Source organism: Streptomyces olivaceoviridis (genome assembly GCF_014650115.1).
Taxonomy (GTDB): domain Bacteria; phylum Actinomycetota; class Actinomycetes; order Streptomycetales; family Streptomycetaceae; genus Streptomyces; species Streptomyces olivaceoviridis.
On the sequence record NZ_BMUI01000002.1, the window covers coordinates 463,740 to 488,547 of the forward strand.

Annotated in this window: 21 protein-coding genes; 7 read left to right on the top strand and 14 right to left on the bottom strand. The window is 71.8% G+C overall.

What is annotated here, in order from left to right; translation table 11 throughout:
• Positions 1-154: 154 nt before the first annotated feature.
• Together IE273_RS05855 and IE273_RS05860 are read right to left on the bottom strand one after the other, a co-directional pair.
• Complete coding sequence (locus IE273_RS05855; protein WP_189814053.1) at positions 155-1,411, bottom strand: sensor histidine kinase; 1,257 nt, start codon at positions 1,409-1,411, stop codon at positions 155-157.
• Between the two features lie 5 nt (positions 1,412-1,416).
• Positions 1,417-2,070, bottom strand: coding sequence for a response regulator transcription factor (locus tag IE273_RS05860; RefSeq protein WP_003993508.1), 654 nt, complete (start codon positions 2,068-2,070; stop codon positions 1,417-1,419).
• 412 nt (positions 2,071-2,482) lie between these two features.
• On the opposite strand from IE273_RS05860, the gene IE273_RS05865 reads away from it, so the two are divergent.
• Positions 2,483-2,659, top strand: a complete 177-nt coding sequence (locus tag IE273_RS05865; protein ID WP_189814054.1) for a hypothetical protein — start codon at positions 2,483-2,485, stop codon at positions 2,657-2,659.
• Between the two features lie 74 nt (positions 2,660-2,733).
• On the opposite strand, the gene IE273_RS05870 is transcribed toward IE273_RS05865, so the two are convergent.
• Positions 2,734-3,549: an inositol monophosphatase family protein gene (locus tag IE273_RS05870; RefSeq protein ID WP_189814055.1), complete on the bottom strand. Its 816-nt coding sequence runs from the start codon at positions 3,547-3,549 to the stop codon at positions 2,734-2,736.
• Positions 3,550-3,557: 8 nt separating this feature from the next.
• Positions 3,558-4,685 (bottom strand): ferrochelatase, encoded by a 1,128-nt coding sequence (locus tag IE273_RS05875; protein WP_189814056.1) that lies wholly within the window; start codon positions 4,683-4,685, stop codon positions 3,558-3,560.
• A gap of 172 nt (positions 4,686-4,857) precedes the next feature.
• Here IE273_RS05875 and IE273_RS05880 point away from each other — a divergent pair, with 172 nt between their 5' ends.
• Both IE273_RS05880 and IE273_RS05885 read left to right on the top strand, forming a co-directional pair.
• Positions 4,858-6,096 carry an MFS transporter gene (locus tag IE273_RS05880; protein WP_189814057.1) on the top strand — a complete coding sequence of 413 codons (1,239 nt, stop codon included), beginning with the start codon at positions 4,858-4,860 and terminating at the stop codon, positions 6,094-6,096.
• Positions 6,056-7,375, top strand: coding sequence for a D-arabinono-1,4-lactone oxidase (locus tag IE273_RS05885; RefSeq protein WP_189814058.1), 1,320 nt, complete (start codon positions 6,056-6,058; stop codon positions 7,373-7,375). The genes IE273_RS05880 and IE273_RS05885 overlap by 41 nt, the downstream gene beginning before the upstream one ends.
• Here IE273_RS05885 and IE273_RS05890 read toward each other — a convergent pair.
• Complete coding sequence (locus tag IE273_RS05890) at positions 7,299-8,078, bottom strand: hypothetical protein (protein WP_189814059.1); 780 nt, start codon at positions 8,076-8,078, stop codon at positions 7,299-7,301. The two genes, IE273_RS05885 and IE273_RS05890, sit on opposite strands and share 77 nt — an antisense overlap.
• Before the next feature lie 500 nt (positions 8,079-8,578).
• Between IE273_RS05890 and sepH the strand changes: the two genes are divergently transcribed.
• Positions 8,579-9,619 carry a septation protein SepH gene (gene sepH, locus IE273_RS05895; RefSeq protein WP_189814060.1) on the top strand — a complete coding sequence of 347 codons (1,041 nt, stop codon included), beginning with the start codon at positions 8,579-8,581 and terminating at the stop codon, positions 9,617-9,619.
• A gap of 60 nt (positions 9,620-9,679) precedes the next feature.
• On the opposite strand, the gene IE273_RS05900 is transcribed toward sepH, so the two are convergent.
• Complete coding sequence (locus tag IE273_RS05900) at positions 9,680-10,531, bottom strand: sulfurtransferase (RefSeq protein ID WP_189814061.1); 852 nt, start codon at positions 10,529-10,531, stop codon at positions 9,680-9,682.
• A gap of 318 nt (positions 10,532-10,849) precedes the next feature.
• Between IE273_RS05900 and IE273_RS05905 the strand changes: the two genes are divergently transcribed.
• Complete coding sequence (locus IE273_RS05905) at positions 10,850-11,683, top strand: VOC family protein (protein WP_189814062.1); 834 nt, start codon at positions 10,850-10,852, stop codon at positions 11,681-11,683.
• A 146-nt stretch (positions 11,684-11,829) separates the two neighbouring features.
• Here the strand turns inward: IE273_RS05905 and IE273_RS05910 are convergent, their stop codons facing one another.
• From IE273_RS05910 to IE273_RS05925, 4 genes are read right to left on the bottom strand one after another with little or no spacing between them, the layout of a single operon-like run.
• On the bottom strand, positions 11,830-15,105 hold the full coding sequence (locus IE273_RS05910) for a type I restriction endonuclease subunit R (protein WP_189814063.1): 3,276 nt from the start codon (positions 15,103-15,105) through the stop codon (positions 11,830-11,832).
• Positions 15,102-16,289, bottom strand: a complete 1,188-nt coding sequence (locus tag IE273_RS05915; RefSeq protein ID WP_189814064.1) for a restriction endonuclease subunit S — start codon at positions 16,287-16,289, stop codon at positions 15,102-15,104. Before IE273_RS05915 ends, IE273_RS05910 begins: the two co-directional genes overlap by 4 nt.
• Positions 16,282-17,904, bottom strand: coding sequence for a class I SAM-dependent DNA methyltransferase (locus IE273_RS05920; RefSeq protein ID WP_189814065.1), 1,623 nt, complete (start codon positions 17,902-17,904; stop codon positions 16,282-16,284). The genes IE273_RS05915 and IE273_RS05920 overlap by 8 nt, the downstream gene beginning before the upstream one ends.
• Before the next feature lie 17 nt (positions 17,905-17,921).
• Entirely contained in the window at positions 17,922-20,060 is a 2,139-nt protein-coding gene (locus IE273_RS05925) for a hypothetical protein (protein ID WP_229887096.1), read from the bottom strand.
• 373 nt (positions 20,061-20,433) lie between these two features.
• On the opposite strand from IE273_RS05925, the gene IE273_RS05930 reads away from it, so the two are divergent.
• Complete coding sequence (locus IE273_RS05930; RefSeq protein WP_189814066.1) at positions 20,434-20,928, top strand: Rv1352/Rv1906c domain-containing protein; 495 nt, start codon at positions 20,434-20,436, stop codon at positions 20,926-20,928.
• Between the two features lie 388 nt (positions 20,929-21,316).
• Positions 21,317-21,706 (top strand): ribonuclease H family protein, encoded by a 390-nt coding sequence (locus tag IE273_RS05935; RefSeq protein ID WP_189814067.1) that lies wholly within the window; start codon positions 21,317-21,319, stop codon positions 21,704-21,706.
• Between the two features lie 181 nt (positions 21,707-21,887).
• On the opposite strand, the gene IE273_RS05940 is transcribed toward IE273_RS05935, so the two are convergent.
• Genes IE273_RS05940 through IE273_RS05955 form a run of 4 tightly spaced genes read right to left on the bottom strand, consistent with a single transcriptional unit; the run spans position 21,888 to position 24,792 of the window.
• Positions 21,888-22,538, bottom strand: a complete 651-nt coding sequence (locus tag IE273_RS05940) for a thymidine kinase (protein WP_189814068.1) — start codon at positions 22,536-22,538, stop codon at positions 21,888-21,890.
• A gap of 46 nt (positions 22,539-22,584) precedes the next feature.
• On the bottom strand, positions 22,585-23,781 hold the full coding sequence (locus IE273_RS05945) for an alkaline phosphatase family protein (RefSeq protein ID WP_189814069.1): 1,197 nt from the start codon (positions 23,779-23,781) through the stop codon (positions 22,585-22,587).
• On the bottom strand, positions 23,781-24,377 hold the full coding sequence (locus IE273_RS05950) for a DUF5998 family protein (protein WP_014675503.1): 597 nt from the start codon (positions 24,375-24,377) through the stop codon (positions 23,781-23,783). The genes IE273_RS05945 and IE273_RS05950 overlap by 1 nt, the downstream gene beginning before the upstream one ends.
• Before the next feature lies 1 nt (position 24,378).
• Positions 24,379-24,792 (bottom strand): hypothetical protein, encoded by a 414-nt coding sequence (locus tag IE273_RS05955; protein ID WP_189814070.1) that lies wholly within the window; start codon positions 24,790-24,792, stop codon positions 24,379-24,381.
• Positions 24,793-24,808: the final 16 nt, after the last annotated feature.

Genomic DNA, 24,808 nt, shown 5'->3' on the forward strand with positions numbered 1-24,808 from the left:
ACCCGGACTTTCCCGGCTTTCCACCTTCTGTCATGATCACCGTGCGTACATGGCCGGAAATCCGCCCATGTGATCGATCACACAGGAAGAACCACGTACGGCGGTCGAAAAATTCCGCGCAAAGCGAACATCCTCCGCGTGTGTCGGTCCCTGATCACAGCGGCAGGGTGACGCGCATCACCAGACCGCCGCCTTCCCGGGGCTGGGCCAGAATGTGACCGCCGTGCGCGCGGGCCACGGACCGGACGATGGACAGACCGAGGCCCACTCCCTTGTCACTGCCCGTCCGCTCGGTACGCAACCGCCGGAAGGGCTCGAAGAGGTTGTCGATCTCGTACGCCGGCACGACCGGCCCGGTGTTCGTGACGGTCAGCACCGCCTGCCCGTGCTGGATCTCGGTGTCCACCTCGACCCAGCCGTCCTCAGGCACGTTGTACCGCACGGCGTTCTGGACGAGGTTCAGCGCGATCCGCTCCAGCAGCACGCCGTTGCCCTGCACCACGGCGGGCTTGCGCTCGCCGCGGATCTTCACGCCCTTGTCCTCGGCCTCGGCGTGCACCTGGTCGACGGCCTGCGTGGCGACCTCGGCCAGGTCGACCGGCTTGCGCTCGACGATCTGGTTGTCACTGCGGGCGAGCAGCAGCAGCCCCTCGACCAGCTGTTCGCTGCGCTCGTTGGTGGCGAGCAGGGTCTTGCCGAGCTGCTGGAGTTCCATCGGCGCGTTCGGGTCCGACAGGTGCACTTCGAGGAGCGTGCGGTTGATCGCGAGCGGGGTGCGCAGCTCGTGCGAGGCGTTGCCCACGAAGCGCTGCTGGGCGGTGAAGGCCCGCTCCAGCCGCTCCAGCATGTCGTCGAAGGTGTCGGCCAGCTCCTTCAGCTCGTCGTCCGGGCCGTCCAGCTCGATCCGGCGCGAGAGGTCCGAGCCGGCGACCTGGCGGGCGGTGCGGGTGATCCGGCCGAGCGGGGAGAGCACACGGCCGGCCATCGCGTAGCCGAACGCGAAGGCGATCACGGCGAGGCCCAGCAGCGCCAGCAGGGAGCGGCTGAGCAGGTTGTCCAGGGCCGCCTGGCGCTGCTGGTCCACGCAGTGGGCGATGGCCTCGTTGAAGTCCGACAGCGGCACCGGACCGGAGTTGATCGCGGTGACCGCGGGGCAGTTGTCGCTGGCGACCTTGATCGCCGAACCGCTGACGATCTTGAACAGCGGCTGGTTGCCGGTGCTGATCGCCTGTGCGGCCAGCAGGTAGATGATCGACAGCAGCAGGATGCCGGCGATCAGGAACATGCCGCCGTAGAGCAGCGTCAGCCGTATGCGGATGGTCGGGCGCAGCCACGGGAAGGGGGGCTGCGGCCTCCTGGGGTCCCAGGTGGGCTTCGGGGGGGCCTGGGGCGGCGCGGGTGTCGTGGCCACGGGGATCAGATCCGGTAGCCGGAGCCGGGGACGGTGACGATGACGGGCGGCTCGCCCAGCTTGCGGCGCAGGGTCATCACCGTCACGCGCACCACGTTGGTGAACGGGTCGGTGTTCTCGTCCCAGGCCTTCTCCAGCAGCTGCTCCGCCGAGACGACCGCGCCCTCGCTGCGCATCAGCACCTCCAGCACCGCGAACTCCTTGGGCGCGAGCTGGACCTCCTTGCCGTCGCGGAAGACCTCGCGACGGTTGGGGTCGAGCTTGATGCCGGCGCGCTCCAGGACCGGCGGCAGCGGCACGCTGGTCCGCCGGCCGAGGGCGCGCACGCGCGCGATCAGCTCGCTGAACGCGAACGGCTTGGGCAGATAGTCGTCGGCGCCGATCTCCAGGCCCTCGACGCGGTCGCTGACGTCGCCGGAAGCGGTGAGCATGAGCACGCGCGTGGGCATGCCCAGCTCGACGATCTTGCGGCAGACGTCGTCGCCGTGGACGAGCGGGAGGTCGCGGTCGAGGACGACCACGTCGTAGTCGTTGACGCCGATGCGCTCCAGGGCGGCCGCACCGTCGTACACGACGTCGACGGCCATGGCCTCCCGGCGCAGTCCGGTGGCCACCGCATCGGCGAGCAGCTGCTCGTCCTCGACGACGAGTACGCGCACGTCGCTTGTCCTTCCTGTGTCCACCCGCGAGGACGCGCCGTGGGCGCGTGCGGGCAGGGGTGTCCGTGGATGTGACCCCCATCCTGCCCTTTTCGGCCATAAGTCGGCTGTAAGGCGGTGTCCGGACCGCGGGGACGGGGGTCCGGGGGCGGGAATACGAGAATTTCTGCTCCGGTTGAGGTTTCTCTGGAGGGGAGCGGGGGGAGGACGGCTTTACACCCCGCGATCACGCTCTGCATGTGCCGCAGCACCATGCGGTACTTCGGCCTCCGCTTCGCAGAGCGGGCGTGGGTGTCCGGCACCGTCGCCGCCCGGCCGGGCAGCGCTGGGCACCTGCGAGAGACGTGATCGCCCCTTTTCTACGGCACACCCCCGTGCCACCGACCCACGACCCAGGACGAGGGGGCGCAGCATGGACGCTTTCACCGCAGGACTGCTCCAGCGCATAAAGGCGACCGAGTTCGACCTGTCGCGGGCTCGCGACGAAGGCGACGACTTCCTCGTCGAGGTGGAGCAGGCAGAGCTCGACGACCTGCGACGCCTCGCCGCCGAACACGGTGTGGAGGTCGGCGCGACGTCACGCGTCTGATCGGCCCGGCAGCACACGGAGGGACCCCGGCGAATCCAGCGCCGGGGTCCTTTCGCGTGCCCACTTCCCCGGGGTCAGTCGTGCCAGGCCCCGAAGTCCTCCAGCAGCCGCTGGAGGGGCTCGAAGACGCCCGGCGACCCGGCCACGGTCAGATCCCGCGACGGCCGCTCCCCGGGCCGTCCACCGGTCAGCGCACCGGCCTCCCGGGCGATCAGGTCCCCCGCCGCGAAGTCCCACGCGTGGAGCCCCCGCTCGTAGTACCCGTCGAGCCGGCCGCAGGCCACGTCGCACAGGTCCACCGCCGCCGAACCGCCGCGCCGGATGTCCCGCAGCACGGGGATCAGCCGGGCGGCGATCTCGGCCTGGCGGGCGCGGACCTCGGTGACGTAGTTGAAGCCGGTGGAGACCAGGGCCTGGTCCAGCGGGGGCGCGGGGCGGCAGGCGAGCGCCCGCTCGCCCTGCCACGCGCCCGTGGCCCAGGCGCCGCCGCCGCGCACCGCGTGGTACGTCTCGCCGCGCATCGGAGCCGCGACGACCCCGACGACGGTCTCGCCGTCCCGCTCGGCGGCGATGGACACCGCCCAGGTCGGCAGGCCGTACAGGTAGTTGACGGTGCCGTCCAGCGGGTCGATGACCCAGCGGATGCCGCTCGTGCCCTCGACGGAGGCTCCCTCCTCGCCGAGGAAGCCGTCGTCGGGGCGTTGTCCGGAGATCAGATCGGTGATCAGCTTCTCCGCCGCGATGTCCATCTCGGTGACGACGTCGATGGGGCTGGACTTGGTCTTCGCCACGGCGAGGTCGGCGGGGCGGCCGTCGCGCAGCAGCTCGCCGGCGCGGCGGGCGGCCTCCTGGGCCAGTTCGAGCAGGTCCCGGTGCAGGGCGTCGGTCACGGGTCTCCTCACGCGTAGGGGCTGTCGGCGCCCGCGGCGGCGGGGTGCGGGGCGCGGGCCGGGCAGCAGCCGACCGGGCAGACGTGGTGGCTGGGGCCGAGCGCGCCCAGGGCGCAGGGGGTGACCCCCTGGCCGCGCTCCACGGCGGCCCGCTCCAGGATCAGCTCGCGGACGGCCGCGGCGAACCGCGGGTCGGCACCCACGGTGGCCGAGCGGCGGACCGGCAGGCCCAGTTCCCCGGCCTTGGCCGTCGCCTCGGTGTCGAGGTCGTAGAGGACCTCCATGTGGTCGGAGACGAAGCCGATGGGGGCCATGACGACGGCCGGGACGCCGGCGGCGTGCCGCTCCTCCAGGTGGTCGCAGATGTCCGGCTCCAGCCAGGGGATGTGCGGGGCACCGGAGCGGGACTGGTAGACCAGCCGCCAGGGGTGGTCGACGCCGGTGCGCTCGCGGACGGCGTCGGCGATCAGCCGGGCCACGTCCAGGTGCTGCTCGACGTAGGCGCCGCCCTCGCCGTGGGCCTCGACGGGACCGGAGGTGTCGGCGGCGGAGGTCGGGATGGAGTGGGTGGTGAAGGCGATGTGGGCGCCCGCGCGGACGTCCTCCGGGAGGTCGGCGAGGGAGCGCAGTACGCCGTCGGTCATCGGTTCCACGAAGCCGGGGTGGTTGAAGTAGTGCCGCAGCTTGTCGATCCTCGGCGGCTCCAGCCCCTCGGCCTCCAGGGCGGCCAGCGCGTCGGCGAGGTTCTCCCGGTACTGGCGGCAGCCCGAGTAGGAGGCGTAGGCGCTGGTGGCCAGGACCAGGATGCGGCGACGGCCGTCGGCGACCATCTCGCGCAGGGTGTCCGTCAGGTACGGCGCCCAGTTGCGGTTGCCCCAGTAGACCGGCAGGTCCAGGCCGTGGTCGGCGAAGTCCTCGCGCAGGGCGTCCAGCAGGGCGCGGTTCTGGGCGTTGATGGGGCTGACCCCGCCGAACAGGAAGTAGTGCTGCCCGACCTCCTTGAGGCGTTCCTTGGGGATGCCGCGCCCGCGTGTGACGTTCTCCAGGAACGGGACCACGTCGTCCGGGCCTTCGGGGCCGCCGAAGGAGAGCAGGAGCAGGGCGTCGTACGGGGTGGGATCGAGCGCGTCTGGCATGGGTCGATCCTGCCACCCGGCACTGACAGCGGGGAAACAGCGGGGTGAAGAGTCGGATTCCGGTCGGTTCAGGGCGGTTTGTCCAGGTGTCATATCGGGTGCGTTTAGGGTCCCCTAACTCGTAAGCTGTATCAGCCGCATTCGCGCCTTACTGAGCCGCTTCGGAGACCACGTGCCCAGCCCCTACAGAGCCCTGTTCGCCGAGCCCGGCACCAAGGCCTTCTCCGCCGCCGGATTCCTCGGGCGGATGCCGCTGTCGATGATGGGCATCGGCGTCGTCACGATGGTCTCCCAGCTCACCGGGCGCTACGGCCTCGCCGGCGCCCTGTCGGCCGCCATCGCGCTGTCCGCCGCCGCGATCGGTCCGCAGATCTCCCGGCTGGTGGACCGGCACGGGCAGCGCCGGGTGCTGCGCCCCGCGACCCTGGTGGCCCTGCTCGCGGCGGCCGGGCTGCTGCTCGCCGCGCACTTCCGCTGGCCGGACTGGGTGCTGTTCGTCTGCGCGGCCGGGATCGGCTCGGTGCCGAGTCTGGGCGCGATGATCCGGGCCCGCTGGGCCGCGCTGTACCGGGGCACCCCGAAGCTGCACACCGCCTACTCGTTCGAGTCGGTGGTGGACGAGGTGTGCTTCATCTTCGGCCCGATCATCTCCATCGGCCTGTCCACGGCCTGGTTCCCGGAGGCGGGCCCGCTGCTCGCCGCCTGCTTCCTGGCGGCCGGCGTCTGCTGGCTGACCGCCCAGCGCGCCACCGAGCCGGAACCGCATCCGCGCGGGCGGCGGGGCGGCGGCAGCGCCCTGCGCGCGCCGGGGCTCCAGGTGCTGGTGGCGACCTTCGTGGCGACCGGCGCGATCTTCGGAGCCGTGGACGTGGTCACCGTCGCCTTCGCCGACGAGCGCGGCCACAAGAGCGCCGCGAGCCTGGTCCTGGCGCTGTACGCGGCCGGTTCGTGCGTCGCGGGCGTGGTCTTCGGGCTGCTGCGCCTCGGCGGTGCGCCGGAACGTCGCTGGTTGCTGGGCGTGGCGGCGATGGCCGTGAGTATGATCCCCCTCCTACTGGTCGGAAACTTGCCGCTTCTGGCCGTGGCGCTGTTCGTGGCGGGGCTGTCCATCGCGCCGACGATGATCACGACGATGTCCCTGATCGAAGAGCACGTACCGCGCGCGCAGCTCACCGAGGGCATGACCTGGGTGAGCACCGGCCTCGCCGTCGGCATCGCGGCCGGCTCCTCCGTGGCCGGCTGGGTGATCGACGCGGCCGGGGCACGGGCCGGGTACGGGGTTCCGGCCGTGTCCGGGGCCGTCGCGGTCGCGGTCGGTTTCCTCGGGTACCGCCGGCTGCGCAGGCCGGCCGCGGGTCGGGGAGGCACCGTTGAGCAGCACAGCGAACGGGAAGAACGGCACCTGGCGTAACTGGGGCGGCACTGTGTCCGCCCGGCCCGTCCGGCAGGTCGCGCCGGCCTCGGTGGAGGAGCTGGCCGGCGCGGTGCGCCGGGCCCGGGAGGACGGCCTGAAGGTGAAGGCGGTGGGCACCGGGCACTCCTTCACCTCGATCGCCGCCACCGACGGTGTATTGATCCGCCCTCAACTGTTGACCGGTATACGCACCATCGACCGGGCATCCATGACGGTCACGGTGGAGGCGGGCACCCCGCTCAAGAGACTCAACACCGCTCTCGCGCGCGAGGGCCTCTCGCTCACCAACATGGGCGACATCGTGGAGCAGACCGTCTCCGGGGCCACCAGCACGGGCACGCACGGCACCGGCCGCGCGTCGGGTTCCATCGCCGCCCAGATCAAGGCACTGGAACTGGTCACGGCCGACGGCTCGGTGCTCACCTGTTCCGAGAAGGAGAACCCGGAGGTCTTCGCGGCGGCCCGCGTCGGCCTCGGCGCCCTGGGCGTCGTCACCGCGATCACCTTCGCCGTGGAGCCGCTCTTCCTGCTCACCGCGCGCGAGGAACCCATGCCCTTCGAGCGGGTCCTCGCCGAGTTCGACCAGCTGTGGGCCGAGAACGAACACTTCGAGTTCTACTGGTTCCCGCACACCGGCAACACCAACACCAAGCGGAACAACCGCAGCGCCGGCCCCGAGCAGCCGGTGGGCCGGCTCGCGGGCTGGTTCGAGGACGAGTTCCTCTCCAATGGCGTCTTCCAGGTCGCCCAGTGGGTCGGCCGCGCGGCCCCGGCGACCGTCCCGGCGATCGCGCGGATCTCCAGCCGGGCCCTGTCCGCGCGGACGTACACGGACATCCCCCACAAGGTCTACACCTCACCGCGCCGGGTGCGCTTCGTGGAGATGGAGTACGCCGTCCCGCGCGCGGCCCTGGTGCAGACGCTGCGCGAGCTGAAGGCCCTGGTCGACCGCTCCGGGCTGCGCGTCAGCTTCCCGGTCGAGGTGCGCACCGCCCCGGCCGACGACATCACCCTGTCCACCGCCTCCGGCCGGGACAGCGCCTACATCGCCGTGCACATGTTCCGGGGCACGCCGTACCAGGCGTACTTCACGGCCGCCGAGCGGATCTTCACCGCGCACGAGGGGCGTCCGCACTGGGGGAAGGTGCACACGCGCGACGCGGAGTACTTCTCCCGGGTGTACCCGCGCTTCGGCGAGTTCACGGCGCTGCGGGACCGTCTGGACCCGGACCGGCTGTTCCAGAACGACTATCTGCGGAGGGTTCTGGGGGCGTAGGCGTCGTGGCGGACGCGCTGGGGGCACTGGGCGTGGGGGCCGAGGTGGCCGGGTCGCCGCTCGGTTCCCCGCTCCGCCCGGGGTCCGGCTGCCCGGTCGGCCGGCCGCTCGGTGAGGCGCCGGGCGCCGCGGGCGCGCCGTGGCTCGCACCGTCGCCGGTGGACGGCGTGCGCTCCGGGGACGTGGTACGGGAAGGGGCGGGTGTCCCGTCGGACGTGGCGCCGGAGGAACCCCGGCCGGTGACGGCGTCGCTGACCGTCGTCCCCGTACCGCCGCTGAAGCTGCTGCCGGAGACCAGCTCGTAGGCCGTGATGCCGGCCAGCGTGACCCCGAAGACCAGGGCGGCGGCGACCAGCGGGCGGCGCCGGCTCCCGGCCCGCGCGCGGTAGACGGTGCCCTCGGTGAACCCGTCCGGCGCCGGGGACACCCGCCGCCCCCGTGCCCGCGCTTCCCGCTCCTCCAGCGGCCGGGCCGCCACCGCGGTCTTCTCCCGGAACTGCTCCCCGGTCCGCTTGAAGAAGTGCTGGAAGACCGAGCCGCCGCAGGTGGCGACGACACTGACGACACCGGCGCCGAGGATCGTGCCGTACACGCCGAAGTACGAAGCCAGTTTGGCCGCCACCACCGCCGCGAGGGCGCTGCCCGCGACCTGGGGGACGTTCAGGTCGATCCGCTTGCGACCCGTGTCGGGCGTCTCACGCATACCCGGAACTTGCCTGCCTTTCCCACACCTCATGGAGCACTTGCCGCAGTCCACGACATTGGCCGACCGACTGCACGAGAAAGGGACGTACGGACGAAACCATTAGTTCCGTTTCTGGCGATTGCGTGAAGTTCGCCACGTTGATGATCCACAAAACCGGTTGCGGACGGCCAAGTCGCGCCCGTCGCCAGAAGTTGGGCGGCGCGCCAATCCACGCACGTGGTCCAAATGGAGTACTGTTGCGAGCCCTGGGTCCGGTCTCCCGTCAGGGTGCCCGCGGCCTTGCAGGATCGCCGGGAGGGGGCTAGTTGCACAGGGTGACGCAGTTGGTCACTTAGCGTTGCGAACAGGTAACCGTGCCATAACGGCGGTCCTGGGCCCGTGCCCGACACGCCGGGCAACTCGGCAAGGTTGTGGCAGGCTGCACCCGGGCAGGCCACACTCGACTAGCGGAAGCAGCGACGCACGTGACGTCGGCAGGCACCACCCGGGAGGTCCCCATGCCCGAACTGCGTGTCGTGGCCGTCTCGAATGACGGCACACGGCTGGTGCTGAAGGCTGCCGACTCTACGGAGTACACGCTTCCGATCGACGAACGGCTCCGCGCCGCCGTCCGCGGCGACCGGCCCCGCCTCGGCCAGATCGAGATCGAGGTCGAGAGCCACCTGCGCCCGCGCGACATCCAGGCGCGGATACGAGCCGGTGCCACGGCGGAAGAGGTCGCGCAGCTCGCCGGCATCCCCGTCGACCGGGTACGGCGCTTCGAGGGTCCGGTGCTGGCCGAGCGCGCCTTCATGGCCGAGCGGGCCCGCAAGACCCCGGTCCGCCGCCCCGGCGAGAACTCCGGCCCGCTGCTCGGCGAGGCCGTGCAGGAGCGGCTGCTGCTGCGCGGCGCCGAGAAGGACACCGTGCAGTGGGACTCCTGGCGCCGCGACGACGGCACCTGGGAGGTGCTCCTCGTCTACCGGGTCGCGGGCGAACCGCACTCGGCGAGCTGGACGTACGACCCGCCGCGGCGGCTCGTGCAGGCCGTCGACAACGAGGCGCGCTCGCTGATCGGCGAGTCCGACGACCTCGCCGTACCGGAGCCGAGCTTCCCGTTCGTCCCGAGGATCGCCCGGCTGCCGCGCGAGCGCACCATGGACCGCGCTCTCGACCGGAGCGACCGGGAGCGGCCCAGCCTGCCCGCGCCGTCGCCGGAGCCGGCCGAGGAGAGCACGGGCGAACGCGACTCGCTGACCAGCCTGCTGGAGGCCGTGCCGAGCTTCCGCGGCGACCTGGTGGTCCCGGAACGCCCGTCGGAACCCTCGGAGGACACCGAGGAGGAGCCCGCCGCCGAGGAGCCGCCGGCGCCCGCCGCGTCCGCCGGCTCCGCCTACGCGGACGTCCTCATGCCGCGCTCCGTGGGCAGCCACCGCGACCGGCTCGTCGGCGCGACCGACCGCCAGGCCGAGGCCGACGGCGTCCGCCCCGGCCGGCGCGCCGCCGTACCGAGCTGGGACGAGATCGTGTTCGGCACGCGCCGCAAGAAGCAGGAGTAGGACGGTCCTACCGACCGGAAGAGGGGGCACGCGCGCGTGCCCCCTCTTCCGGCTGCCCGGTTACTGCGGATCCGCCCCCACCGCCACCGGCCGGGACGGGTCCGCGGACCACTCGGACCAGGAACCGACGTACAGGGCCGCCGGAATGCCCGCCACCGCCAGCGCGAGGGCCTCGTGGGCGGCGGAGACGCCCGAACCGCAGTACACGCCCACCTCGGTGTCCTCGGACACCCCCAGGGCCTTGAAGCGGTCCCTCAGCTCCGCCGCGGGCAGGAAACGGCCGTCCGGGCCCACGTTCTCCGTCGTCGGCGCCGACAGCGCGCCCGGGATGTGCCCGCCGACCCGGTCGATCGGCTCCACCTCGCCGCGGTACCGCTCCCCCGCGCGCGCGTCCAGCAGCACACCCGTGCGGGCGAGGGCCGCGGCGCCGTCCGCGTCCAGCAGCCGCGCCGCGCCCGGCGCCGGCTCGAAGTCGCCCTCGGCCGGGACCGGCGTCCCGGTGGACAGCTCGCCCTCCCAGGACGGCAACCCGCCGTCGAGCACCCGCACGTCCGGGTGACCCGTCCAGCGCAGCAGCCACCACGCGCGCGCCGCGGCCCAGCCCTGCCCGCCGTCGTACACGACGACCGGCCGGCCCGCCGACACGCCCGCGCGGCGCATCGCGGCACCGAACTCCGTCAGGTCGGGCAGCGGATGCCGGCCGTGCGCGCCGGGCGCGGCGGCCAGCTCCCGGTCCAGGTCGACGAAGACCGCGCCGGGGATGTGACCGGCCGCGTACTCGGCCCGTCCGTCGAAGGCGGGCGCGCCCGCCGCCTTCGCCGTGCTCAGCTGCCAGCGCACGTCCAGCAGCACCGGCGGGTTGCCGCCGGTCAGCTCGTGCGCGAGTTCGGATGCGGTGATGATGGCTGTCATGGCGTCCATCCATACGCCAGGGGTGGCCGCGGCGTCCAGGTCCCGCTACTCTGCTCGGCCGGACACGCTCGATCACCCGCTGTACGTGATCGAGCACGTGCTGTACAGCCGACGGACACCCGCCGGCCATCGTCAGGAAGCGACGAAAGACGGTAGATCGGGCATCCTCCCGGACGTACGGCCGAGCGGCGCGGTACGGCCCCAGGGCACCGCGGAGGATGCGGGCACCGGCACGGGCGTACGCGCCACCAGCGCGGACACCCTTCCGGGGGAGCGAAGCGACACGGCCACCACGAGGGGCCGGGGAGAGAGTGATCGATGACCGAGGCACGGGAGTCGGCCGGTCCGCACGCGGGGCGCGTGCCCGGCACGCCCTGCTGGGTGAGCCTGATGGTGCACGCGCTGGACGCCACCGAGGAGTTCTACGGTGAGCTGTTCGGCTGGGAGTTCCTGCCGGGCCCGCAGCAGCTCGGGCCCTATGTGCGGGCGCTGTTGGACGGGCGGGAGGTCGCCGGCATGGGCCAGTTGCCGGCGGACCACCGGCTGCCGGTCGCCTGGACGCCGTACTTCGCCTCGGAGGACGTGGACCGGACCGCGGACACCGTGCGGTTGTGCGGCGGCACGCTGGCCGTCGGCCCGCTGGACGCGGCCGAGGCCGGGCGGATGGCGATCGCCTCCGACCCCTCCGGGGCGGTGTTCGGGATCTGGCAGGGCTCCGCGCATCTCGGCACGTCGATCACCGGCGTGCCCGGCACGCCCGTCTGGAACGAACTGGTCACCTACGAGACGGAGAGCGTCGCCAAGTTCTACAGAAGCGTGTTCGGCTACGAGGAGGAGCCGGTGGTCTCCGCCGACTTCGACTATCTGACCCTGTGCCTCGACGGCCGTCCGGTGGCCGGGCTGCACGGCGTGGGCCACGGTCTGCCCCAGGACCGGGGGCCGTACTGGCGGACGTACTTCGAGGTCGCCGACCTCGCCGAAACGCTACGGCAGGTCACCGGCCTGGGCGGCCGGATCCTCAAGCCGGCCCACGACAGCCCGTACGGCCGGCTGGCGACGGTGGCGGACCCGGAGGGCGCCGAGTTCTCGGTGGTCCAGGGTCCGCGTTCCCGGTGGTCCGGGATCCGCGCCGAGGGGCCCGTCGGCCGTTGAGCCGGGGCCGGTTCGTGGACCTCGCGGCCGGCGGGCTCTCGCCGTCAGTGGCTCCGCGGATCCCGTGACCCAGCAAGGCGTCCGCCCCCTGGTACACCATGAGGTCCTGCCGTCACTCCCGGACGGCAGGACCCTCGCACCACCGCTCAGTCGTCCGGCATGCCGTTCTCGGACCACTCGTTGGCGAAGTGCTCCATCTGGCGGAGGACCAGGTCGATGGCCTCCTTCTGCTGGCCCGGCGGGTAGTTGTTGCGGGCCAGGAGCCGCTTGATCGTGCTGCGCAGGCGGGCGCGGACGGTCTCGCGGGCGATCCAGTCGGGCTTGAGCTGGCGGCGGACCTCGGTGACGAGCTCGCGGGCGATGCCGGCCAGGACCTCGTCGCCCATGAGGGAGCGGGCCGTGCCGTGGTCGGCGACGGCGTCGTAGAAGGCCAGTTCGCGCCAGTTCAAGGGCGGGTCGAACTTCTCGCCGCGACGGGCGTCGGCGGCGACCTCCTTGGCCATCTCGACCAGTTTGGCGATGAGTTCGGCGCTGGTGTACTGCTGGCGCATGTAGCGCACCATCAGGTCCTGGAGGCGCTCGGAGAACGTGGTCTGCCGGACGATGTTGTGCCGGGTGACCTCACGCATCTTCCGCTCGACGAGCCGCCGCAGCGCCTCGGCCGCCAGGTGCGGGGTGTCGCTCTTCTGGAGCTGGGCGACAAGAGCGTCGTTGAGGTGGGTCAAGTCGGCGGTTTCGAGGCCGGCCTCGGCGAACAGGTCCGTCACCCCGCCCGTCTCCACCACGGACGACGTCAGCTGGGCGAGGTACAGCTCCACGTCACGGGCCACCGGGAGGCCGCGCGCCTCGCGTTCCATGGCATCGAGCTTGGCCATGTAGGCGCGGACCTCGGCGAAGAACTGGATGTGCCGTTTCCAGGCCGGCTTGTCCGCGAACCGGTTCCCGACCTCCTTCGAGCTACCGGCCAGCGCCCAGAAACGTTCCAGACGGTAGGCGTGGTCGCGGAACCGGCGGCCCAGGGTGTGGCGCGGATCGTCGAGCAGGTCGGGATCGTTGCCCTTGGTGCGGGGATCACGCAGGTGGTTGGCGGTCTTCAGGGCCGCGTCCACGAAGGCCCTGGGGCCGGGCTTGTCGAGCAGCGGCTCCCAGGCGAAGCCGCGCAGGATTCCGGTGAGAACGTCGTACTCGTTGCGCAGTTCGTCCAGCGCCCGCTCGACGTCCTGACCGAGGGTGCGGTCGCGCTGGTCGGCCTCGGTGTACTCGGCGATGGCCGCCCGGAGGTTCTCCGTCAGCGGCGCGTAGCCGACGAGGAGGCCGTCCTCCTTGCCGCGGAAGCGGCGGTTCACGCGGGCCAGGGCCTGCATCAGGTTGGCGCCCTTGAGCGGCCGGTCCAGGTACATGGTGTGGATCGGCGGGGCGTCGAAGCCGGTCAGCAGCATGTTGTTGACGATGAGCAGTTCCAGCTCGTCGCCGGGGTCCTTGGCCCGGTTGATGACCGCCTTGCGGCGGCTGTCGGTCAGCGCGTGAGCGAGCAGTCCGTCCGAGTCCTTGCGGGAGTTCGACGAGAAGACGATCTTCATGGCGCCCTGGTCGAACTGGTCGCTGTGCCACTCGGGCCGCAGCTCGCGCAGCGCGTCGTACACGCGTACGCAGATCTCGCGCGTGGCGCACACCACCATCGCCTTGCCGGGCGCTCCGCCCGGCCCGGAGGCGCCGACGAACGGTTCCATACGTTCCCGGCGGGCCTCCCAGTGCTCCACGAGGTCGGCCGCGAGGTCCCGTATCCGTGCCGGGGCGCCGTACATCGCGTTCATGGTCGCCACGGCCTGCTCGACCCGGCGGCGCTCGGTGTCGTCGAGGCCGTCGGTGATGCGGTCGGCCTCCTCGTCGATGGTGGTCGGATCGATGTCGCGGTCCAGGACGAGCTGGATCACACGGCTCTCGTGGTAGACCTTCACGGTCGCGCCGTCGTCGGCGGCCCGCTTGAGGTCGTAGATGTCGATGTAGTCGCCGAACACCTCACGGGTGTTGCGGTCGGCCTCCGAGATCGGCGTGCCGGTGAAGGCGAGCAGCGTGGCGTGCGGGAGCGCGTCGCGCAGGTGGCGGGCGAGGCCGTTGAGGTCGTCGTAGTGGCTGCGGTGCGCCTCGTCGACGATCACGACGATGTTCCGGCGGTCGGAGAGCAGCGGGTGGTCGGTGCCCGACTCCCGCTCCTCCTTCGTCTTGCCGAACTTCTGGAGCGTGGTGAAGAGGATCCCTCCCGTCCTCTTCGCCGCGAGCTCCTCGCGCAGTTCCGCGCGGGTGACGACCTGCTGGGGCGTCTCCGGGAGGATCTCGCTCTCCTGGAACGTCGAGTACAGCTGGTCGTCGAGGTCCGTGCGGTCGGTGACGACCACGACGGTGGGGTTCAGCAGGGCCGGGTCCCGCATCACCATGGTGGTGGTGAGGACCATCTCCTCCGACTTGCCGGAGCCCTGGGTGTGCCAGACGACGCCGGCCTTGCCGTCGCCGGCCGAGGCCGTGCGGACGGCTTCGGCGGCGCGGGTCACCGCGTGGTACTGGTGCGGCTTCGCGATCCGCTTCATCCGCTTCGACGGGACGAAGTTGATGAAGGAACGGATGAGTTCGAGGAAGCGGGGCGGGGTGAACAGGCCGTGGATCGCCAGGTTCTGCCCCGACTCCGAGAAGCCGTCGGCGGTGAGCGGGTCCACGCGGGCGCCGAACTCGTCCGTGTTCCACGGGGCGAAGTGCTCGTACGGGGTGAACGGGGTGCCGTACTTCGCGGTGATGCCGTCGGAGAGCAGGACGATGGTGTTGTAGCGGAAGGCGGTCGGGAACTCCTGGACGTACCGCGCCACTTGGGCGTGGGCCGTCTGGAGTGTCGCGTCCTCGTCGCCGGCTCGCTTCAGCTCCACGACGGCGAGGGGCAGGCCGTTGACGTACAGGACGACGTCGAAGCGGCGGTTCTTCTCGCCGTCGATGACGGTGACCTGGTTCAGGGCCCGGTAGGTGTTCGCGTCCGGGTCGGCCAGGTCGACGAGGCGGATGGTGGGGTTGTGCTCGGCGCCGAAGGAGTCGGTGTAGGTGACGGAGCGTATGCCGGTGGTGAGGAGGTGGTGGGCGGCCCGGTTCTCCTCGTAGGTGTCCTGGGAGCCGGGGGTCGCGGCGGCCGTCATGGCCTCCCGGACGGCGTCCAGGGGATGATCCGGGTTCAGGCGTTCGATCGCCTCCTGGAGGTCCGGGTACAGGATCAGGTCGTCCCAGGACTTCCGGTGCCCGGAGCCGGGCGCGAACCCGTTACCGGAGGCCGGCAGCCAGGCCGACTCCGCCAGCTCGTCGAGGGCGAGCAGCTCCCAGTCGGCTTCGGTGGGGCGGCGGTGGGTTCTGTCGTCGTGGTCGTTCCCGTCACGGTGTGTCGTCACGTGGCATCCTCGGCGATCCTCTCGGCGTCCCTGACGCGGAGGCGGCCGGACATGAGTGGGGGGAGGAGGGTGTCGCGGAGGGCGGCGAGGGTACGGTTCTCCGCCTGCAACGACTTCATGTGGGAGAAGGCGGCGGAGGCTTCCTTCCCGAAGGCGGCCAGCGCATCCGCGTCAGGCCGGTTCACCTGATAATGCGCCGCATCCGCCGCGCTGACCCGTTGCCGCCCGGACGTGCCGGCCATGTTACGAATGGCGTGCTCACGGAACCTGCTGTCCCGCGCCAGGAAATAACTGAGTTCGCCGGGCACTCCGGGGAGGGAGCGCATCACGATGAACTCGGTGGAGCCAAGACCGACTTCTCCGTCTTCCATGAAGTCGACGTAACCGGTCTTACCGTTCTCCAGACAGGGAGTGATGCGAGCAAGCAGGGTGTCGCCATTCATGAACCTCGGGCCGGACTTCGGCGCCCTCCGAGTCCATGAGGCGATGCTTGCCCGGTCGACCTGGAGGGCTGCCATGTCGACGTAGACGGGCTCGTCCGCGGACGGCTTCGCGACCTTCGGGTTGAAGGCGACGAGGTCGGTGACCGGCACAGCCGCTTCGGCGTTCGCTTCCTCCGCCAGACCCAGTTCGATGTAACGGCACTGAAGCAGCCGTTCGTAGGTGACCGAGATGCGCTCGTTGACGGTGATCTTGTCGTCCAGTGCTCCGAGCACGGCCGCGATGGCCTTCTGCTGCGTGTACCCGGGGTCGGGGATACGCACCTTGAGCAGCTCGGGTTGTCGAATGCCGGAAACCGTCGTACCGCTGGCGCGGTTGTGCAGGTCTGTCTGCACCGCTTCCCATTGCATCGCGTAGTACAGGTACCGACTGTCGAGGACACCCGGCTTGCCGCGCAGCGCGTAGAGCCGCTGCGCGATGGCCAGCGGTTCATCACCGGTGACAAGCGCGCATTCTCCGAGCGGGGCCTCCGACGTGAGAATCACGTCGAACCGTTGCAGCGGCTTGGGCATCCACCGCGTATAGGTGTCTTCAGAGATGTACCGAACTTCCCTGAACGAGATCCTCCCGTTCTTGATTGATTTGGCGGACAGAACGGGAATCCCAGAAGGTACGAAGGGAGGGTTCTTCCCCCGGTTGTCGACGAGGAGTTCCAGGGACTCGCCCAGCACGAGGTCAGACATCGATCATCCCCAACTGCACCCGCACCGTCTTCTCCAGCTCCGCTGACGTGTCGAACAGCGCGGACAACTCCTCGGTCAACGTGCCGATTCGCTCGGCGACGACCTCCGCGGCTTCTTCCTCCGCCCGCACGGCCCCCACGTACCGGCCCGGCGTCAGCACGTACCCGTGCTCCCGGACCTGCTCCAGGTCGGCCGAGCGGCAGAAGCCCGGCATGTCCTCGTACGTCAGCCCCGCCTCGCGCGCCGATGCCGTGCCCCGCCAAGCGTGGTACGCGTCGGCGATCTTCCGGACGTCGGTCTCCGTGAAGACGCGCTCCGTCCGGTCGGCCATCTCGCCCATTCCACGGGCGTCGATGAACAGGATCTCGCCCCGCCGGTCGTCCAGCCGCCGTGCACCCTGGGGGGACTTGTCCTTGGACAGGAACCACAGGCACGCCGGGATCTGGGTCGTGCGGAAGAGCTGCGCGGGCAGCGCCACCATGCACGCCACCAGGTCGGCCTCCACCAGCGCCTGCCTGATCTCGCCCTCACCACTGGACTGGGAGCTCATCGAGCCGTTGGCCAACACGATGCCGGCCGTCCCCCTCTCCCCCAGCTTGGAGATCATGTGCTGGAGCCACGCGTAGTTGGCGTTGTTCTTCGGGGGAACCCCGTACCTCCAGCGCGGGTCGGTCTCGTCCCTCGCCCAGTCCTTGATGTTGAAGGGCGGGTTGGCCATCACGAAGTCGGCCTTGAGGTCCGCGTGCTTGTCGTCGGCGAAGGTGTCGCCCCACCGGCCGGCGAGGTTGCCGTCGATGCCGTGGATGGCGAGGTTCATCTTGGCGAGGCGCCAGGTGCGCTCGTTGAGCTCCTGACCGAAGATCGAGATGTCGGCCTTGTGGCCGCGTCCCCGGTGCGCCTCGATGAACTTCGCGGCCTGGACGAACATGCCGCCCGACCCGCACGCCGGGTCGTACACCCGCCCCTCGTACGGCTCCAGGATCTCGACGATCAGCCGGACGACAGAGCTCGGCGTGTAGAACTCGCCGCCCCGCTTGCCCTCCGCCCGCGCGAAGTTGCCGAGGAAGTACTCGTAGACCTCACCGAGCAGGTCCTTCGCCGGCCTGTCCTCGTTGCCGCCGAAGCGGGCGTCGCTGATGAGGTCGACGAGTTCGCCGAGGCGCTTCTGGTCGACGCGGTCCTGGTTGAAGATCTTGGGGAGGACGCCGGTGAGGGAGGCGTTCTCCCGCATGATGGCGTCCATCGCCTCGTCCAGGAGCTTTCCGACGCCCTGCGCCTTGGCCTGGGCGGCGATCCAGGACCAGCGGGCGGTCTCGGGGACCCAGAAGACGTTGGCGCGGGTGTACTCGTCGCGGTCCTCCAGGAAGTCCTCCATCCGGTCCTCGGTGATGCCGTCGTCGGCGAGTTCCTCGGCCAGCTCGCGCCGCCGCTCGTCGAAGGCGTCCGAGACGTACTTCAGGAAGATCAGGCCGAGCACGAACTCCTTGTACTGGGCGGCGTCGATGGAGCCGCGCAGCTTGTCGGCCGCCTTCCAGAGGATGTCCTGGATCTCCTTGGCGGTGGACGCGCTGAACAGCTCCGCCTGGTCGGCGGGCTTGCCTTTACTCGCAGGCATCGGGTGGACCGTCTCCTTCAAGGGGCGTCGGTGTGCGGGAGGTGCTGGATGGTGAGAGTGCCGTCGGCCATGCCGGCCGCCATCACGCGGGCCAGGTCGTCGAGCGCGGCGGTCTGCTCGCGCAGCAGCGCCGCCCGGTCCTCGATCTCGGCGAGTACGGCCTCGTAGAGGTCGGCCTCGGCGCGGCTCAGGTCGGGGATGACGAGGTCCTCGATACGGCGGGAGGCTCGCACGGCGCCGCTGGTGCGGGCGTGCTCGGCGGCGGCGGCACGCAGCAGCGCGGCCAGCACCCGGGGCCGTAGGGGCGGGTCGGCGTCGGGGTGGACGCGCAGGACGCGGGCCGGGGCGGCGACCAGGCGGACGCCCTCCGTGTCGACGTGGACGCCGAAGCGCGGATGGGCGGTGACGACGAGGTCGCCCGGCTCGGTGAACTGGGCGTGCCCGTAGGCCGTGAGGAAGATGCCACGGTCGATGCGGCGACCGCCGATGCGGGCGGTGCCGAGGATCTCCTCGGGGGTCAGGACCGTGTAGTGGCCGTCGGGGGTGAGGTGTTCGGGGGCGAAGCGGTGGCCGGGGCGGCGACGCAGGCGGCGGGTCCGCAGGAGGCGGCCGACGGACGTACGGCGCACCGGCTGGTTCTCGGGGCGCAGTTCCGCCTGGGCGTGCGGCCGGAGCTCGCCGGCCCGCGAACGCTCGTGCAGCTCGCTCAGCCGGCGCTCCAGATCCGCGATGACCGCGGGGCGTTCCACCACCGTCCGCGTGTGACGGGACGCGAGCGTGCGGTGCTGCGGGGTGAGGGCTGCGCCGGGGCGGTCGTCGAGGTGGGTGCCGAGGACGACGGCGGCGTGGCGCGGGTCGTGGCGCGGGTCGGGTGTCCAGCCCGAGGTGCGCCAGATGGCGATGTCCTCGGCGAGGGTGTCCAGGACGGGTTCGGTGAGGGGCTGGGCGGAGTAGTCGGCCAGGAGGACGAGACCGGTGCGCCGCTCCTCGGGGACCCGGGCGAGGACCCAGACCGCGGTGCGATAGCCGGGGCGGAAGGCGTAGGCACCGTCGGGCAGGCTGATCGCGGCCTTGAGCAGGCCGGGCTTCAGGAAGGAGCGGCGCAGCCGGTCGGCGTCGCCGTGCCGGGCGAGCGGGCCGGTGAGGACGTCGGCGGGACCGAGGACGACGGCGGTGGAGCCGGTGTCGAGGTAGTCGGTGAGGGCGGCGACCCGTTCCAGGACGGTCTTCGGTTCGCGGGTCTCGGCGGCCTCGTAGGGCAGGGCGCAGACGAGGAGGTTCGGGTAGCCCCATTCGTCGGCGGTCAGGTCCTCGCCGTCGACGACGTCGAGCCGGAACTCGTACACCCCGCGGACCAGCATCCGCCGTCGTACGAGGCGCACGCGGGCCGGGTCGGGGTCGGCGGCTAGGTAGACGTGGGCGGAGTCCTCGGCGGCGTGGTCGTGGAGGGCGGTCAGGAGGGCGCCGGTGCGGGCGTGCGGGACGGCGATCACCGAGCCCTCGTCGAGGGTGTCGACGCCGGAGAGGGCGGCGAGGGCGCGGACGACGACCGGGGCGGGCTCGTCGGCGGTCAGGTCGCGGGAGCCGAGGCGGTGGCGGGCCTGGAGGATCCAGTCGAAGGCCTCGGCGGGGTTGTAGGCGGCGTCGATCAGTTCGTCGGCGAGCGAGGCGAGGGCCGGCCCGGTGCGGTCCGGGTCGGGCAGGGCGCGCAGCTCGGAGACGAGGAAGCGGTCGTCGGGGTCGAGGTCGGCGGCCCTGTCCAGGACGGTGCCCCAGGGGCGGCCGTCGGCGACGGGGGCGTCGAGCTGCTGGTGCAGGCAGACCAGGGAGGTCAGCGCGGCGATCAAGACGGCCGCCGGCAGGGACGGGGTGCGCCAGGCGGCCAGGGTGTGCAGGGCGAGTTCGGCGCGCAGCCGACGGGAGTCGGTGTTGCCGCGGCCGGTCGAGGCGAGCCAGTCGACGACGGCGCGGGCGTCGAACAAGGGACGCCCGTCCTCGTGGGCGACGGGGGCGGGGAAGTCGGGGTGGCGGCGGGCCCATGTGGTGGGTACCGGGCGCTTGACCTGGGCGAGTGCGGCGATCTCGGCGTATGTGATCCGCCAGGCCGGCGTCTCGGCCAGGCTGGGAGGCGTCGTCGAGGCCATGTGTGTCGCCATCGGACGTACGTCCCCCTCTCCCCTTGGGCCGCTCAGGCCGGCGTCCTCGCCTTCGCGGTGCGCGGTCCACCCCCTTCGGCTGGGCAGACGCCGGCAATCTACCGCCACGCCGGAGGAGCGAGCCGAGACCGCCTGATAATACGGGTTATCAGCGATGTCCACGTCCAGAGGGCGGATCGGCGGGCACTTTGTGGTGGCCAAGTGCCACGACGCCGACCGGAGGATCACCGCGATGAACCACACGCCCTCGATATCGCCCAGCGACCCGCAGCTCCCCGGCTCCGGCGGTGCACCCGGTGGGCCGGGCGGACCCGGGAACGCCGTGCCGCCTGTTCCACCGGCCGGTAGCGGGCAGCCCGCCACGGGGCAGCCGATGAGACCGAAGCCGTCGCGCCGCACGGCATGGCTCACCCACGGCGCGACCGCGTTCGTCGCGCTCATGGTCGGCGTCGGCATCGGCGGCGGCGAGGGCTCCGGCGGTACGGACGGCTCCGCCGCTCCCGCCCCGGCGGTCACCGTCACCAAGACCGCCTCCTCCGGCGGCGGGAACTCCGAGCCCGCCGCGACCGTCACCGAGAAGGTCACGGTCACGCCGAAGCCGGCCGAGAAGGCGGGACCGGCCACCTCTGTGGAGGGAGACGGCCAGTACCTCGTCGGCGAGGACATGCGGGCCGGCACCTACCGGACCGCCGGGCCCGACACGAGCGGCTTCGTCGACAACTGCTACTGGGCCCGCACCAAGGACGCCTCCGGGGAGTTCGAGGCGATCATCGCCAACGACAACCTCCAGGGCCAGGGCCGCGTGACGGTCAACAAGGGCGAGTACTTCGAGACGAACGGCTGCCAGAAGTGGACCAAGGTCGGCTGACCGGCCGCCGCACACGCCGCCGCGCTCGTGGGGGGACGCGGCGGACCCGGGGCGGGCGGCCGAAACCGGGCCGCCCGCCCCGTCCCTTCCCCCGTCCTTCTTCCGCTTCCCGTCCGACGTGAACAAGAGGTCCGTCGATGGGCCGTCGTTCTCCGCTCGCCCACGCACCCCGCCCCACTCTGCGGGGCCGTCGGCATTTGCGCTTCGACGACGTGGTCGAGGCCGTCGGCGGGACGCCGATCGTGCTCGCCACGGACGCCTCCGTCACCGCCGGCAAGGTGGGCATCGGCTACCTCGCGACCACCGGTGAGACCGGACTGCGCGCCCACGTCTACCCGCGGTACCTCACCACGCCCCACGTCCGTGTGGCGCCACCGAGCTCCGAGCCGTGTACTGGGGGTTGCGTCGGATCTTCGCGGCGCACCCCGGCCGGCCCGTCGAGGTGCGCGTCGACAACCTCGCCGCCCTGGCCTTCCTGCACGCATGGCAGAACGGCGGCGACCGGATGCCGGACGGCTACGAGACGCGGCCGCGCTCGCAGGGCCGCCGGCCCAGCCTCGTCAAGCTGCGGATGTACGCGGAGTACACACCCGATCTGACCTTCGTCCACGAGAAGGCCCACGTCGGCAACCCGCTCAACGAGGCCGCCGACTCCCTGGCCAAGCTCGGCCTGCGCTCCCTGCGCGGCAGGGTGCCGGTGGCCGAGGTACCCCGGCTGGTCCCGCTCTGGGCGAGTGGAGCGCTGGCCGAGTACCGGCGGGGACGGGAGCGGGGCTAAAGCCCCGCGCCCGCCTGCCTCGCTCGCCACACCCGCCTTCCGCCGGGTGTCCGTCTCCTACGACCTTCATGTCTCGGAAACGGGTCGAGGAGTCGGCCCCAGTCCCCCGTCGGCGTCGTCGAGGGCCCTGCGACCGGCGCGGCAGCCGCCGTGCAGGGGGGCAGGCGCCTCCTGCACGGGGTCAGGCCGTGGGGACGGGCAGCGTGTCCGGGGACAGGGCCGCCGCGCGGGCCGTCGCCGCTGTCATCCTGCGCCGGTGGTGACGCCGGCACAGCACCTCGTAGCCGACCTGGCCCGCGGACTGGTTGACGTCGCCGACGACTACCTGGGCGCCCTCGACCACCATCTCGCCGTCGATCGTGCGGGCGTTGTGCGTGGCGCGGGCGCCGCACCAGCACAGCGCCTCCACCTGGAGCACCTCGATCCGGTCGGCCAGCTCCACCAGCCGCTGGGAGCCGGGGAACAGCTTGGAGCGGAAGTCGGTGGTGATGCCGAAGGCGAACACGTCCAGGCCGAGATCGTCCACCACGCGCGCGAGCTGGTCGATCTGCTCGGGCGCGAGGAACTGCGCCTCGTCCGCGATCACGTAGTCGGCCCGGCCGCCGCGTGAGAGGTGGTCCACGAGGAAGGCGTACACGTCCTGGCCGTCCTCGACCTCCACCGCGTCGGTGACCAGGCCCAGCCGGGAGGACAGCTTGCCCTCGCCGGCGCGGTCGTCCCGCGTGAAGATCATGCCGGTCAGGCCGCGCGCGGAGCGGTTGTGCTCGATCTGGAGAGCCAGCGTCGACTTCCCGCAGTCCATCGTTCCGGAGAAGAACACCAGCTCGGGCATGAGGAGTTGAGCACCTTTCGGCGAGTCGCTGAAGACGTGGGGCGGTTCAGGAGCGTACTTCGAGCAGCGGGACGAGCTGCTCGGCAGGGGTCATCGAGCCGTGGTTGCCGACCAGCGCCGACTCCTTGGGCTCCCGCTCGGAGGCGATGATCAGGACGTCGTCGTGCGCGGCGGCGACCACGTCCCCGATCCGCGGGTACACGCGCTCGTCGCATTCACCGGGCCGCCCGAACCAGCCGGCCGCGATCGCCTCGTCCCGCGAGGCCACCCAGAACTGCTCCCCGAGCACCTCGCGCCACACCGTCAGCACGTCGTTCTCGGCGCCCTGCACCGCGTACACGTGCCGGGCCCGGCCCTCGCCGCCCAGCAGGGCGACCCCGGCGCGCAGTTCCCAGTCCTCGTCGAAGTCGATGCGGTGCCGCTCGTCGAACGGGATGTCGACCATGCCGTGGTCGGCGGTGACGTAGAGGGCGCTGCGCGGCGGCAGTTGCTCCGCGAGGCGCTGGACGAGCCGGTCGACGTACATCAGCTGGCCGCGCCAGGTGTCGGAGGCGATGCCGTAGCGGTGTCCGGAGCCGTCCAGTTCGGCGTAGTACGTGTACACCAGCGCGCGGTCCGCGGCGGCCAGTTGCCCGGCCGCCAGGTCCATGCGCTCCTCGCCGGTGAGCCGTCCGTGGAAGCTGCCACCGCTGAGCGCCACCTTGGTGAGCGGGGTGTGCTCGAAGGCGGGCGAGGACACCTGGGCGGCGTGCACCCCGGCCTGGTGGGCGAGCTGGAAGACGGTGGGGTACGGCTGCCAGGGGCGCGGTTCGGTGTACGGCTGCCAGCGGAGCTGGTTCATCAGCGCGCCGGTGTCCGGGTTGCGCACGCTGTAGCCGGGCAGGCCGTGGGCGCCGGGCGGCAGGCCGGTGCCGACGGAGGCGAGGGAGGTCGCGGTGGTCGCCGGATAGCCGGCGGTGAGCGGGCGGCCGGTGCCGCCGCGTGAGCTGCCGAGCAGGGAGGTCAGGAACGGCGCCTCGTCCGGGTGGGCCCTCAGCTGCTCCCAGCCGAGGCCGTCGATCAGGAAGACGCAGACCCGGTCGGCGGGGGTCAGTTCCCCGATCGTGGCGGTCAGGCCGGGCACGCCCATGCCGGCGGCCAGGGTGGGCAGCAGGTCGGAGAGGGAGCCGCTGCCGTACTCGGGCAGCGGCGCGGTGTCCAGGGCGAGGGGTTCCGGGTGGTCCCAGGCGGAGAGCTGGGACATCAGCGCGTGACGTCCGCGGTCGCCTCCGAGATGGCCTGCGCGAAGGCGAGCGCCTGGCGCACCGTCTCCGGGCCGTCCCCGGCCTCGCTGACGCGCAGGCTGAGGTCGTCCGCCGTGGAGCTGCCCGTGTAGCCGTGGTCGGCGTCGCAGTTGGGGTCGCCGCAGGCGGCGGGCTCCAGGTCGATGCGGCTGACCGCGCCCCAGCCGATGGTCAGCACGACCTCGCGGGGCAGCGTGCCCGGCGTGTACTGCTCGGGGTTCGCGACCACCCGGCTGACCACGACCGAGGAGATCCGGTCGAGCTTCACGGACTCGGTGGAGGTGGTGGCGTACGGCGTCGGGGACGTGCTGTCGGCGGCCTGCTCGTCGGTGTGGCTGACGATGAAGCGGTTGCCGGTCAGGACCAGCACGGTGACGTGCCGGCGCACCTCGTTCTGGTCGAACGTGGTCTCCTGGTGGACCAGGTACGACCGGATGGGCTCGCCGCCCACGGCCGCCTCCACCGCCTCGGCCACGAGGGCCGGGTAGTAGCCGCTGCGCTCGATCGCCGCGCGCAGCCCCTGGGTCGTCGTACTGGTCTTGGCCATGGCGTCCATCCTAATCCGTGGGCAAGGGGGGTCCGGGCCAGTCGCGCGGACCGGCGGCGGTCTGTGCCCCCGCGCGCGGGGGCTTCGGCACGAACCCCGGCCGGATCTCCAGCCCTTCGGCGGCGATCAGGCAGGAGACGGCCGCCCGTCCCCCGGCGTCCGCCTCGAACGCGACGACGAGGGGCGCGCCGTCCCCCGGGCCGCGCGCGAGACGCGCCGTCTCCTCGGGCGTGGGCGGACGGAAGACGGGGTCCTGGAAGCCCGGCGGGCAGGAGACGAAGAGCGGGTCGGTGAAGATCACTTCCAGGCCGTGGTGACGGGTGAGGTCGTACCCGGCGGCCAGGCGCAGCCGTCCCGCGTCGCAGGCGTTGATCTCCCAGTCCCACCAGCTGCCCTCGGGCGGCTTCCGTCCGGCGATCTCCATGGGCCCCCGGTCCCGC

Excerpts from the sequence above, each read along its gene's own strand:
- IE273_RS05865 (WP_189814054.1), top strand. The coding sequence starts at position 2,483 with ATGGACGCTTTCACCGCAGGACTGCTCCAGCGCATAAAGGCGACCGAG.
- IE273_RS05875 (WP_189814056.1), bottom strand. The coding sequence starts at position 4,685 with ATGCCAGACGCGCTCGATCCCACCCCGTACGACGCCCTGCTCCTGCTC.
- IE273_RS05890 (WP_189814059.1), bottom strand. The coding sequence starts at position 8,078 with ATGCGTGAGACGCCCGACACGGGTCGCAAGCGGATCGACCTGAACGTC.
- sepH (WP_189814060.1), top strand. The coding sequence starts at position 8,579 with ATGCCCGAACTGCGTGTCGTGGCCGTCTCGAATGACGGCACACGGCTG.
- IE273_RS05900 (WP_189814061.1), bottom strand. The coding sequence starts at position 10,531 with ATGACAGCCATCATCACCGCATCCGAACTCGCGCACGAGCTGACCGGC.
- IE273_RS05905 (WP_189814062.1), top strand. The coding sequence starts at position 10,850 with ATGACCGAGGCACGGGAGTCGGCCGGTCCGCACGCGGGGCGCGTGCCC.
- IE273_RS05915 (WP_189814064.1), bottom strand. The coding sequence starts at position 16,289 with ATGTCTGACCTCGTGCTGGGCGAGTCCCTGGAACTCCTCGTCGACAAC.
- IE273_RS05920 (WP_189814065.1), bottom strand. The coding sequence starts at position 17,904 with ATGCCTGCGAGTAAAGGCAAGCCCGCCGACCAGGCGGAGCTGTTCAGC.
- IE273_RS05925 (WP_229887096.1), bottom strand. The coding sequence starts at position 20,060 with ATGGCGACACACATGGCCTCGACGACGCCTCCCAGCCTGGCCGAGACG.
- IE273_RS05930 (WP_189814066.1), top strand. The coding sequence starts at position 20,434 with ATGAGACCGAAGCCGTCGCGCCGCACGGCATGGCTCACCCACGGCGCG.
- IE273_RS05940 (WP_189814068.1), bottom strand. The coding sequence starts at position 22,538 with ATGCCCGAGCTGGTGTTCTTCTCCGGAACGATGGACTGCGGGAAGTCG.
- IE273_RS05945 (WP_189814069.1), bottom strand. The coding sequence starts at position 23,781 with ATGTCCCAGCTCTCCGCCTGGGACCACCCGGAACCCCTCGCCCTGGAC.
- IE273_RS05950 (WP_014675503.1), bottom strand. The coding sequence starts at position 24,377 with ATGGACGCCATGGCCAAGACCAGTACGACGACCCAGGGGCTGCGCGCG.
- IE273_RS05955 (WP_189814070.1), bottom strand. The coding sequence starts at position 24,792 with ATGGAGATCGCCGGACGGAAGCCGCCCGAGGGCAGCTGGTGGGACTGG.